Here is an 11,092-nt window from a genome sequence, read left to right on the forward strand (position 1 = left end):
GCCGCGCTGGCCTATGCCCAGCGCAAGACCCGCGGCGAAGAACAGGACGCCATCGCCACTGCGGCCGGCCCGCTGGACGTGGGCGCGGTCGCGCCCTGGCGCGTCAAGCACCAGCTACCCATCGAAAGCGATGCGCAAGGGCAGGTCGCCGTCAGCCGCGCCTTCGGTGGCGCGGGCCTGGAATGCAAGGAAGTAGTCTTCTCGATCGATACGCCCGCAAAAAAAACCGGCGACGAACCGCTGCGCGAATTCTTCGTCACGACAGTCTGCCGAGACGGCGCCCATTGGCGCTGGGCGAACGCCGAACCGGCCACGGCGCGCTGGGGCTCGTTGCAGTGATGCGCCGCGCATGCCTGCTGGCGCTGGCGGCCGCACTGGGGCTGAGCGGCTGTCAAAGCTCCTCCATCGGCGGCGCGACGGGCGCCGTGGTCGGCACTGTCAGCGGAGCCGCCACCGCGAACCCGGTAGCCGGCTACGCCATCGGCGTCACGGTGCAGGCGGCGGTCGACGCCACGGTGAAATATGTGCTGCGCGAATGGAAGAACGACCAGCAGAACGTCATGGCCAACGCGGCGGGCGAACTGCCCATCGGCCAGGTGCGGCAATGGCAGATCCGCCATGCATTGCCCGTCGGCAACGAGCGCGGCGGCATCCAGGTGGTACGCGATATCGATACCCCGCTTACGCGCTGCCGCGAGGTGCTGTTCACGGTGGAGCAAGACGACGCGCCCGCGCCTGCCTACGCGAGCATGATCTGCAGGCAACCCGGCGGACAATGGAAGTGGGCGTCGGCCGAACCCTCGGTGGCCCGCTGGAACGGGCTGCAATAGCGGGGCAACCCGGCCGCTTGCGGGCCGCTTGCGCAAGAGCGGACCGCTAGGTGGAAAACGGCCCCCGGACATTCCGTTGCAGCGCGCTGAAGTGATTTCGGCTACGCTGCAATCATCACGGCCTTGGCCGGCAAGGGAATGAAAGACATGAAGAAGATTCTTACCTTGAGCGCCGCACTCACGGCGCTGGCTATCGCGGCGCCCTTTGCCGCGGCACAGTCTTCCGACGGCAATATCCGCCTGTCCCCGGCACAGATGCAGCGTTTGGATACCGACAAGAACGGCGTCGTCAGCCCAAGCGAATATCAAGCCTTCATGGAAGAGTCGTTCGCCAAGCTGGATACCAATGGCGACGGTTATCTCAGCAAGAGCGAGTTGCCGAAGGACCTGACCGCGGAACAGTTCGCCGCCATGGACACCAACAAGGACGGCAAAATCAGCCGCGCCGAGTTCATCAAGCAGGTCATGAAGGAATACAAGGGCTAAGCCCCTTGGGACGGCCCCGCTCATGCCGCCCGGCCAATTCATCATGCAGCGCGGCGCGCTGCCCGGCGTGCAGGCAGTGGCTGCGCGCAGCGGGCACGCCTTTTCTCGCCATACGCATGACCAGTTCGGCATTGGCGTGATCCGCGCTGGCGCGCAGGTCTCGCATAGCGGGCGCGGCCGGGTAGAGGCCGGCCCCGGCCACGTCATTACCGTCAACCCGGGTGAAGTCCATGACGGCGCCCCCGTGGGCGACGGCATGCGCGCCTGGCAGATGCTGTATCTGGACCCTGGCGTGATCGCGCGCAACGCGGCCGAGCTGGTCGCCGACGGACGCCGCTACGAGTTCGAACACCCCGCGCAAGACAACCCAGGCCTGGCGCGCGACGTGCTGGCGCTTTATGCGCACGTCACGGACACGGTGCCCGACGCGCTGGCGTGCGACTCCCTGCTGTTGCGCATCGTGGCCGCCGCGCACAGCCCGTATGCGCGGCAGCAGGCCTGTCGCGGCGCGCCCGCGGCGATACGCCACGCCCGCGCCCTGATCGACGACGACCCGGCCGCCGTACTGTCTTTGGCAACCCTGGCGGCGGTCAGCGGCCTGAGCCGCTATCAAGTGCTGCGCGCGTTTGCCGACGCCACCGGCTTGACGCCCCATGCCTATCAAATGCAGCGGCGGCTGCTGTTGGCGCGCCGCCTGATTCGCGAAGGCCACCCGCTGGCGGATGCGGCGGCGGCGGGTGGCTTTGCCGACCAGAGCCACATGACCCGCCTCTTCGTCCGCACTTACGGCGTGTCCCCTCGCCGCTACGCGCTGGCCGCACGCTGACCGTCCCCGCCTCGTCCTTTCCTGCCCTGCAATTTCGTTCAAGACCGGCGACCCGCGCGCGTCCTACGCTGCGCCTTTCTTCATACGCGGTAGATGGACATGAGCGGAAAGACGCAGGGATATTGCTACCTGGCGGCGGCCATGGCGCTGGTGGGCAGCACGGTCGTAGCCAGCAAGGTCATCGGAACCGGGCTGCCGCCCTTCACCGCGACGGCGCTGCGCTTCGCCATCGCCCTGCCTTGCTTCGCGCTGCTGATGGCCGTGACCGGCGCGCGCCTGCCTCGCCTGGGCCGGCGCGACTGGCTCTTGCTGGCGGCGCAGGCCATCGCCGGCAGCGTCGGCTACACCACGCTATTGATCGCCGGGCTGCAGCGCACGTCGGCGGTGGACGGCGGCGTCATTCTAGGGACCCTGCCGCTCGTCACCGCGGCCATCGCGATCGTGCTGCTGGGCGAGCGTCCGGGCAAGGCCGTGCTGGCCGCCATCGCCGCAGCCGGCTTCGGCGTCTGGCTGATGACGCGCCACGCCGCAGAGGCAAGCGGCGCCCCTTCATGGGTCGGCAATGCGCTGATCCTGGGCGCGGTGCTGTGCGAAGGGCTGTTCATCCTGCTCAACAAGCGGCTGCGCGTGCCGGTCCCGCCGCTTGCGCTGTCGACCGTCATGACGGGCTTCGGGCTGGCCTTTTCGGCACTGGCGTGCGTGGCGGAATCGCCCTGGCAGATCAGTGTGTCGGGCGATGCGCTGTGGGCGGTCGCCTATTACGCGGTGGTGCCCACCGTGGGCGGCTTCCTGCTTTGGTATGCCGGCGCCGCGCGGGTCGACGGTTCCGAAGCTGCGCTCTTTACCGCGTTGGCGCCCGCGTCGGCGGTCGCGCTGGCGGCCGGCTTGCTAGGAGAGTCCCTGACGGGCGCCCAGGTCGCGGGGTTGGCTTGCGTGCTGGGCGCCGTGGCGCTGCTGGGGTGGACCGGCCGCCGCCGGTCCGCGGCCGCGCCTGCGCGCAGTTAACCGCGGCTGAACGCCAGCGCGAATTCGTCGGAAAAGATATCGGCCAGCGCATGCCGCAAGGCGGCCGCGCGCTCGGCGCCATAGGCGGCTTCGAAGCGGTTCTGGGCGTCTTTCCACAGGCGCCTGGATTCCGCCAGCTTGGCGCGGCCCGCGTCCGTCAGCGCCACGCGGCGGCTTCGGCCATCGCGTTCGTCGCGCGCCATCTGCACATAGCCGTCCCGTTCCAGCGGTTTCAGGTTGTGCGCCAACGCGGAACGGTCCAGCACCATGGCGCGCGCCAAGTCCGTCATCGACGGCGCGCCGGCGCGCGCAATGTGGATCAGGATGGAATGCTGCGAGACTTTCAGGCCGCAGGGCGCCAGCACCGTGTCATACAACTGCGACACGCGCCGCGTCGCTTTGCGCAGCGCGGCGCCGTTGCATACAAGCGGATCCGGAACGATGGCGGGGACGGAAGGATCGGCGGCGGACATGGCGGCAAGAAGGGCAAGTTGGGAAGGGCAAGGCCATTACGCTACTGCCGGGCCAGGCTCGCGTCCAGCCCAATCTTGACAGGTATTGGCATATGCACGTAAATTTTACCGCATCCTGTTCCGGCCATCCCCCATGTCAGCGACCCCTCCGCCACGCCCCGCCAATGCGCGCCTGCAGGCCATGCTTGAAGCGCCCATCGCCCCCACGCTGGCACGCCTGGCCTGGCCCAATATCCTGATGATGTCGGCGCAGTCGGCCACCGGCCTGATCGAGACCTGGTTCCTGGCGCGCCTGGGCACTTCGGTGCTGGCCGGCGTGGCGCTGGTGGTGCCGGTGCTGTTCCTGATGGGCAACATGTCCCAGGGTGCGATGGGCGGCGGCATTTCCGCCGCCGTCGCCCGCGCGCTGGGCGCCGGCCGCCAGCAAGAGGCCGATCAATTGGTGCTGCACGCCGTCGTGCTCAACGCGCTGCTGGGGCTGCTCTTTTGCGTGCTGCTGCTGGCCTTCGGTCCGCAGCTGTATCGCGCGCTGGGCGCGGACGGCGAAGCGCTGGAGGCGGCGCTGGCTTACTCCAACGTCATCTTCGGCGGCATCGTGCTGATGTGGCTGATGAATGCATTCGCCAGCGTCATCCGGGGCACCGGCAACATGCTGGTGCCGGGCGCCGTGATCTGCGGCGGCGCGTTGCTGCTGATTCCCTTATCGCCGTGCCTGATCTTCGGATGGGGGCCGTTCCCCGCGCTGGGCGTGGCAGGCGGCGGCTGGGCGCTCGTCATCTATTACGGCGTGGGCGCGCTGATACTGGGCGCCTATTGCGCCAGCGGACGCAACCCCGCGCGGCTGGTCGCCAGCCGGCTGCACCTGAACCTGATGCGCAGCATCCTCAGCGTGGGCGCGCTGGCCACGCTGAACCCCTTGCTGACCAACGCGCTGGTGGCGCTGACGGCGGCGCTGGTCGGCGCCTATGCCAGCACCGCCGCCGTGGCCGGCTACGGCATCGCCGTGCGGCTGGAGTATCTGTTGATTCCGATCGCCTTTGGCCTGGGCGCGCCGATGGTCGCGATGGTCGCGTCCAACATCGGCGCGGGACAGCCTGAACGCGCCATGCGGATCGCCCTGACCGGCGGCGCGATGGCCTTCGTGCTGGCCGAAGCCATCGGTCTGGCCGCCGCATGCTATCCCGAGGCATGGCTGCGCCTTTTCGGCGCCGAAGACCACATGCTGCAAGCCGGCTCGGCCTATTTGCGCACGGTCGGCCCGGTCTACGGGTTCTTTGCCATGGGCTTCTCGATGTACTTCGCCTCGCAAGGCGCGGGCCGGCTGAAATGGCCGCTGCTGGCGGGTTGCCTGCGCCTGCTGGTCGCCGTGGGCGCGGGCGGCGTCGTCCTGCACCTGACCGGATCGTTGACCCTGTTTTTCCTGACCGCCGCCGTGGCCATGTGCCTGTACGGCCTGATCATCCTGAGCGCGGTCGCGTCCGGGTCCTGGTTCGACCGCGGCCATCTGCGTAAACCTCAGCCGCTGGCGCGTCCGTAGCGCGGGGCGCGTCGCGCAGCGCGTAGGCAACCAGTTCGGCGGCGTACGCCGGCAAGGCATCGCGCACGCACAGCACGAGATCGCGCGTGGCCCAGTCATCGGCCAGCGCCACGCGCGTGACACCCGCCGCGCGGCCGTAGCGCACTGCGGCCACCCTCGGCACGATGCCGATGCCCACGCCCTGCCCCACCATCCGGCATACCGCGTCGAAGCTGCGCAAGCGCACGCGGTACGACAGCACTTTCCCGCCGCGCCGCGCATGGTGCGCAATGTGTTCCTGCAAGGCGCTGCCCTCCACCAAGCCCACGAACTCCTCATCTGCCACCTCGGCCAGCGTGACCGCCAGGCGGCCCGCCAGCGCGTGGCCGCGCGGCACGATCAGCGTCAGCGGATCATGGCGGAAGGGTCGCGTATGCAGGCCGTGCAGGTCCGTCGAATCCGCCAGCACGCCGATATCGCAGGTGCCGGCGCGCAACGCGTCGGCGATCTCGTGGCTGAGCCTTTCCTCCAGGTCCACCGATACGCGCGGATGGTCCTTCAGGAAATCGCCCAGCACCGACGGCAGGTATTCGCTAAGCGCCGTGGTGTTGCACAGCACGCGCACGTGGCCCTTCAGCCCGTGGCCGTAGTGGTCGAGCTCGCCGCGCATGCGGTCCATCTGGGCCAGGACCACCCGTGCATGGTGCGCCAACGTCCGGCCCGCCGGCGTGGGTTCGACGCCGCGATGTTCGCGCAGCAGCAAGGGCACGCCCAAGGTGTCTTCCATGCCGCGGATGCGTTCGCTGGCAGAGGCCAGCGTCATGTGCGAACGCTTGGCGCCCGCCGTGATGGAGCCGGTTTCCTGCACGTTCAGGAAAAGCCGAAGGTCGGTCAGGTCGAATCGCATCCGGCCAGCGTAGCACGCGTGCCTCAGGCTGGACCATAGGCAAGGTATGCCACATCCCGATACCGGATTGTGCCAAGGGCAGCGCAGAATGAGCCAACCCTCATGACTCCTGCGACCTATCACCCGGAATCCGACCATGACGACTCTGAATCGATGCGCCCGCCGCGCGCGATGGCCAAGCGTGGCGCTGCTGTGCCTGGCCTTGCACGCCTCAGGCAACGCCATAGCCCAGTCCGGCCTCAGCGACTACACCACGCCTGCGCAGAAATACGCCTTGGCGCTTGAAGCCCAAACCGAAGGCGACGTGCCCGCCATGCTTGCCTGGCTGCGTGCCGCCGCGCACGACGGCCACGCGCCGGCGCAACGGTTGCTGGGCCTGGCGCTGATCGGCGGGCCCGCCTTGTATGGCCCGGCCATGCAGACCGACCTGTGCGAAGCACGGCAATGGTTGCTGCGCGCGGCGCGCCAGGACGGCCCGGGCGCCACGGACGTGGCCTACGCGCTGTTCAGCCGGCCCCGGCCCGCCCAGCTTTCCCACTGCGAGCGCCTATGAACCCGCTGGACCTGTTGCCCGGCGCCACGCCGGCGCTGCTGACGGTGACTGTCGCCGTGTTCATCCTGGCCGGCGTCGTCAAAGGCGTGGTGGGCCTGGGCCTGCCGACCATTTCCATGGCGATGCTCGCGCTTGTCATGGCGCCGGCGCAGGCCGCCGCGCTGTTGATCGTGCCCTCGCTCATCACCAATCTCTGGCAGGCCCGGCCCTGGCCCACGCTCTTTGTCACCCTGCGCCGGATCGGCGCCCTGCAGGTAGGCGTCTGCGTCGGCACGATCGCGGGCGCACTGTGGCTGGGCGCGCCCAGCGGCCATTGGGCGAGCGTCTGCCTGGGCTTGGCGCTGATCGCCTATGCGGCCTGGGGCCTGTTCGGCTCGCCGCCGAGCGTGCCGCGCCGGCTCGAGCCTGCGTTGGGCGCGGTGGTCGGCGCCGTGACCGGCGTGATCACCGCGGCCACGGGCGTGTTCGTGATCCCTGCGGTGCCCTACCTGCAAGCGTTGAACCTGGGCAAGGACGGCCTGATCCAGGCCATGGGCATTTCGTTTACGGTGTCGACGGTGGCCCTGGCGGCAGGCCTGTGGCTCAACGGCGGCTACAGTTCCGGCGCCGCCGGGGCATCCGTGTTGATGCTGTTGCCCGCGCTAATCGGCATGGCGCTGGGCCAATGGTTGCGCAACCGGCTTTCCGCGCGCACGTTCAAGCTGTGCTTCATGATCAGCCTGGCGTTGCTGGGCGCGTACCAGGTCGTGCAGGGCTGGACCGCCTGAGCGCGGTCCAGTCCACGTGGCGGGTCACGCCGCCAGACGCCGCTCGTCGACAAAGCCGATCGACACCGACATCTCGCGCCAGCGCGCCAGCTCCTGCTGCACCGACTGGATCTTGCCGCGCGCCTGATCGAAGGCGTCGCGGCCCAGGAACAGATGCAGCGGCGCATACTGTGCCTGCGCGGCATTGATCAATGCCTGCGCCGCCTTCACGGGATCGCCGCACAGCGCTTCGCACAAAGGATCGCGCGCCGCCATTTCAGGCGCATCGCCACGATCCGGGTCCGATCCCGCGCGCATCGCGCCCGGGTACACCAGCGACACGCGCACACCCCATGCCGACGCCTCGGCCGCCAATGCCTCGGTCAAACCGCTGACCGCGAACTTGGCGGCGCTATAGGCGCCCCATTGCGCGTAGCCGCCGTCAAAGCCCAGGATTGAGGAGATATTGAACACGTGCCCGCTGCGCTGCGTGCGCAGGCGCGGCAGCACCGCGCGGATAACGTTCAGCATGCCGAACACGTTGATGTCGAACGTGCCGCGCAACGCGTCGTCGGACAGGCTATCCAACGATCCCTGCAACGCGTCGCCCGCGTTGTTCACCACCACGTCCACCCCACCGAAAGCGGCCATCGTGGCATCCACCGCGCGGCGCACGTTGCGCTCGTCGGCCAGATCCACAGACAGGGGCAGGAACTGCCCTTCCAGCTTGGCCCCTACGGCCTCGAGCAATGCATCGCCATCCCGGGCCGTCGCCGCCACCTTGTGCCCCCGGTCCAGCAGCATCTTCACCAGAACCAGGCCCAAGCCCGTCGACGCACCCGTCACCAACCAGATTTTTTCGGTATTCATGCGATTCCCTTTCCTTGCCAGCCTGCGTGCTTGCGGCCGCCGGCGAGATGCCGGGCGGCCCGGCCGGGCAAAGCATCCATGACTGACGCTTCGGCCCTGAGCCTGGTTAGGGATATTAAGAATCGGACGTACAGGCGTACAGGCTCGTTCTTGCGTGAAACCTGCCTATTTCTACGCTGATGCGTGTTGTGCGGCGATGCGCGGTCAGCCCAGCGCGCTGCGGTAATGCTCGCTATCGAACGCAGGCGCGGTGTCCTGCCCCACGGCGGCAGGCGCTACCGCCGGTTCGTCTGCCGTCTGCACGCCGAACAACGAGAGTTCCGCGTTGACCAATGCCAGTAAGAAATTCGCCATGATGACTCCTTGAGTGAAGCGTCCCGGCCGGCGGACTGCGCGCCGGCCTCGGTAAGGACATGTGCGTCATGGTGCGGGCCATCACGCGCCGCGTCCATTTGCTTTACTCAATGGCGGCGATAAAGGCCGCCGATGCGGGGAGGCGTTCAGCGTCCGAAGCGCCGCCGCTGCCCCGTCTGCCGGACCGCCGCCACCAGCGCCTGCACCGCGGGTTCGGCCGAACGCAGATAGGCGTAGAAGCGCGTCATCGGAAGGTCGGGCATGCCGTCATCGCGCGACAGGGCGCGCAAGCCCTCGCGCAGCTGGCTGCGCGCAACGGGCGCCACGGCGAACCCCGCCAATGCGGCGGCCAGGCAACCGCCCATGCTGCCGCTTTCGAATGCCGGCACCCAGCCCTGCTTCGTCTGCCCCAACGCCGTGATGGCCGCTTCGCGATACACGCAAGGTTCGGGAAACACGGCCAACGGCACCTGCCGGCCAGGCTTCCACGGCTTGTCTTCTCCCCAGGCCCACACCAGGTCCTCTTCCCACAAGAGTTCGCCATCGTCCTGCACCCGCGCGCACTGCTTGCCGAACACCACATCCAGCTTGCCTCGCGCCTGCTGGCGCAGCAGGTCGGCGGTGACGCCCACCTTCAGTTCAATCGAGGCCTCCGGATGGCCGCGGTGAAACGCTTGCAGCACCTCGGCCAACCACGCGCCCGCGAAATCCTCCGACGATCCGATGCGCAAGCGGCCCTTCAGGCGCGTGCCGCTCAGGCGGGCGCGCGCCTCGCGCTCCAGGTCGACGATGTTGCGCGCATAGGCGTACAGGGTCTCACCCGCCGGCGTCACTTCAAAGCTGCGCGTCGTGCGGTCCAGCAAGGTGGCGCCGGCCAGCACCTCCAGGCGCTTGATGTGGCCGCTGACGGCCGATGGCGTCAAGGACAGCGCATCGGCGGCCAGCGCAAAGCCGCCGCAGTCCACCACTTCCAGGAACGTGCGCAAGAGCGTCAGGTCCAGCACCGCGCCAGCGGACTCGTTCGGGATATCCATCGCCTGCCATCCTTATATTCATGATTTATTGATAATAAGCGCTTATTCATCAAGAATCATGACAAGACCCGCCGCTATCGTGACAGCACCGTCACCGAAAGAAGGAGCCCCGTCATGTCCCCCTACGCCCAAATCCAGACCCCCTTGCTGGATATCGCCTATCTGGAATGGAACCCTGCCGGATCGCGCACCGCCGTGCTGCTGCATGGGTGGCCCGACAGCCCCGAAAGCTGGAACACCGTGGCCGCGCGCCTGGCGGCGGATGGCTACCGGGTGCTGTGTCCCGCCTTGCGCGGCTTCGGCCCCACGCGCTTTCGCGATGCCGCCACGCCGCGCAGCGGAGAGCTGGCCGCGTTGGGGCGCGACCTGCTGGACTTCATCGATGCGCTTGGCTTGCAACGCCCGCTGCTGGTGGGCCACGACTGGGGCGCACGCGCCGCGGCCAATGCCTGCGGCCTTCGGCCGGGTGCCGCGCAGCAGCTCGTGCTGCTGTCGGTCGGCTATGGCACCAACGACCCGAACCAGACCTTGTCGCTGACCCAGGCGCGCAATTACTGGTATCACTGGTTCATGGCGACGCCGCGTGGCGCCGAGGCCGTGCGCGGCAACCGCCGCGAGTTCACCCGCAACATGTGGGATACCTGGTCGCCCGGCCCCTGGTACACGCCGGAAGCGTTCGACGAGGCGGCGCGCGCCTTCGACAACCCGGACTGGGCCGAGGTGGTGCTGCATTCCTACCGCCACCGCTGGGGCTATGCCGAAGGCGACATCGCCTATCAGGCCGACACGGCGTTGCTCACCCCCGCCCCCGTGCTGACCGTCCCAACCCTGGTGCTGCATGGCGGGGCCGACGCGTGCAACCAGCCGGCCACCTCGGAAGGCAAGGAGGCGTTCTTCCAGGGCGGCTACGCGCGCCGCGTACTGGACGGAGTAGGCCACTTCCCCCAACGCGAAGCCCCGCAGGCCGTCGCCGACGCCATCCTGGCGTTCTGCGCCAAAACCGGCGCCTGATACCCGCCTGCGCCTCCCGCCCGAGGCCTCATTCCGACCCACGCGCCCCGCCGACTGGGCAGCCTGCCCCGGAATGGCGGATAATCCGTCTGTTTCCCGCCGCCGCGCGCGGCGGATTTTCGTGGGCGCACGGCGCCCGACAGCATTCGGAGTCAGCTATGTATCGCGGCATTCAGGCGATTGAACAATTCATGGAATCCATCGGCCTGACCTGGCGCCCCGGCTCGACCGAAAGCGCCGAACTGCGCGTCAGCTACCGCATCGGCAACACCCGCCCCCTGGGCATCGACCGCACGCTGGTGGAATTCCACTGCGACGCGCGGCGCGCCAAAGTCTGGGTGCCCGAGTTTTCCCGCACCAGCTTTCACCAATGGTTCGAAGTGCCGCTGCAAGACTTCGAATTCACCCCCGGCGGCTCGATGCTGAAGATCAAGGCCGCCGCACGCGGCAATGCGCCCCCTTACAGCGTGGGGATCAAGCC

General features: G+C 68.3%; 14 protein-coding genes and 1 pseudogene. 10 read left to right on the top strand and 5 right to left on the bottom strand.

Translation table 11 applies throughout. The annotated features are described in order from the left end of the window. The 5 genes and pseudogenes from ACO6D5_RS27525 to ACO6D5_RS27545 form a co-directional block, all read left to right on the top strand. Positions 1–339 (top strand): annotated as a pseudogene (locus tag ACO6D5_RS27525) (hypothetical protein); the annotation flags it as partial. Further along, a complete protein-coding gene (locus ACO6D5_RS27530; protein WP_485827164.1) occupies positions 339–830 on the top strand; it encodes a hypothetical protein in 492 nt (163 codons plus the stop codon). The pseudogene ACO6D5_RS27525 and the gene ACO6D5_RS27530, both read left to right, overlap by 1 nt. A 138-nt stretch (positions 831–968) precedes the next feature. Then, a complete protein-coding gene (locus ACO6D5_RS27535; RefSeq protein WP_315844708.1) occupies positions 969–1,316 on the top strand; it encodes an EF-hand domain-containing protein in 348 nt (115 codons plus the stop codon). A gap of 22 nt (positions 1,317–1,338) precedes the next feature. Next, a complete protein-coding gene (locus ACO6D5_RS27540; RefSeq protein WP_485827156.1) occupies positions 1,339–2,142 on the top strand; it encodes an AraC family transcriptional regulator in 804 nt (267 codons plus the stop codon). Positions 2,143–2,241: 99 nt separating this feature from the next. Next, the gene (locus ACO6D5_RS27545; protein ID WP_485827157.1) at positions 2,242–3,147 is read left to right on the top strand and encodes a DMT family transporter; all 906 of its coding nucleotides are present in this window, start codon (positions 2,242–2,244) and stop codon (positions 3,145–3,147) included. Here the strand turns inward: ACO6D5_RS27545 and ACO6D5_RS27550 are convergent. Continuing rightward, positions 3,144–3,620: a MarR family winged helix-turn-helix transcriptional regulator gene (locus ACO6D5_RS27550; protein WP_315844711.1), complete on the bottom strand. Its 477-nt coding sequence runs from the start codon at positions 3,618–3,620 to the stop codon at positions 3,144–3,146. The two genes, ACO6D5_RS27545 and ACO6D5_RS27550, sit on opposite strands and share 4 nt — an antisense overlap. A 133-nt stretch (positions 3,621–3,753) precedes the next feature. Between ACO6D5_RS27550 and ACO6D5_RS27555 the strand changes: the two genes are divergently transcribed. Next, a complete protein-coding gene (locus ACO6D5_RS27555; protein ID WP_485827158.1) occupies positions 3,754–5,157 on the top strand; it encodes an MATE family efflux transporter in 1,404 nt (467 codons plus the stop codon). Here the strand turns inward: ACO6D5_RS27555 and ACO6D5_RS27560 are convergent. Next, the gene (locus ACO6D5_RS27560) at positions 5,078–6,043 is read right to left on the bottom strand and encodes a LysR substrate-binding domain-containing protein (protein WP_485827159.1); all 966 of its coding nucleotides are present in this window, start codon (positions 6,041–6,043) and stop codon (positions 5,078–5,080) included. The genes ACO6D5_RS27555 and ACO6D5_RS27560 overlap by 80 nt on opposite strands. A 136-nt stretch (positions 6,044–6,179) precedes the next feature. Between ACO6D5_RS27560 and ACO6D5_RS27565 the strand changes: the two genes are divergently transcribed. Continuing rightward, positions 6,180–6,596 (top strand): sel1 repeat family protein, encoded by a 417-nt coding sequence (locus tag ACO6D5_RS27565; protein ID WP_315844714.1) that lies wholly within the window; start codon positions 6,180–6,182, stop codon positions 6,594–6,596. Next, the gene (locus ACO6D5_RS27570) at positions 6,593–7,363 is read left to right on the top strand and encodes a sulfite exporter TauE/SafE family protein (RefSeq protein ID WP_485827160.1); all 771 of its coding nucleotides are present in this window, start codon (positions 6,593–6,595) and stop codon (positions 7,361–7,363) included. Before ACO6D5_RS27565 ends, ACO6D5_RS27570 begins: the two co-directional genes overlap by 4 nt. A 24-nt stretch (positions 7,364–7,387) precedes the next feature. Here the strand turns inward: ACO6D5_RS27570 and ACO6D5_RS27575 are convergent, their stop codons facing one another. The 3 genes from ACO6D5_RS27575 to ACO6D5_RS27585 form a co-directional block, all read right to left on the bottom strand. After that, complete coding sequence (locus ACO6D5_RS27575) at positions 7,388–8,212, bottom strand: SDR family oxidoreductase (RefSeq protein ID WP_485827161.1); 825 nt, start codon at positions 8,210–8,212, stop codon at positions 7,388–7,390. A 204-nt stretch (positions 8,213–8,416) separates the two neighbouring features. Then, positions 8,417–8,566: a hypothetical protein gene (locus ACO6D5_RS27580; protein ID WP_315844717.1), complete on the bottom strand. Its 150-nt coding sequence runs from the start codon at positions 8,564–8,566 to the stop codon at positions 8,417–8,419. Positions 8,567–8,712: 146 nt separating this feature from the next. Beyond that, positions 8,713–9,600, bottom strand: coding sequence for a LysR family transcriptional regulator (locus ACO6D5_RS27585; protein WP_315844718.1), 888 nt, complete (start codon positions 9,598–9,600; stop codon positions 8,713–8,715). A 114-nt stretch (positions 9,601–9,714) separates the two neighbouring features. On the opposite strand from ACO6D5_RS27585, the gene ACO6D5_RS27590 reads away from it, so the two are divergent. Together ACO6D5_RS27590 and ACO6D5_RS27595 are read left to right on the top strand one after the other, a co-directional pair. Beyond that, positions 9,715–10,611, top strand: coding sequence for an alpha/beta fold hydrolase (locus tag ACO6D5_RS27590; RefSeq protein ID WP_485827162.1), 897 nt, complete (start codon positions 9,715–9,717; stop codon positions 10,609–10,611). A gap of 158 nt (positions 10,612–10,769) precedes the next feature. Next, positions 10,770–11,092: hypothetical protein (locus ACO6D5_RS27595; RefSeq protein WP_485827163.1), on the top strand; the 323-nt coding region annotated here is incomplete at its 3' end.

It is taken from the genome of Achromobacter sp. (assembly GCF_057314935.1).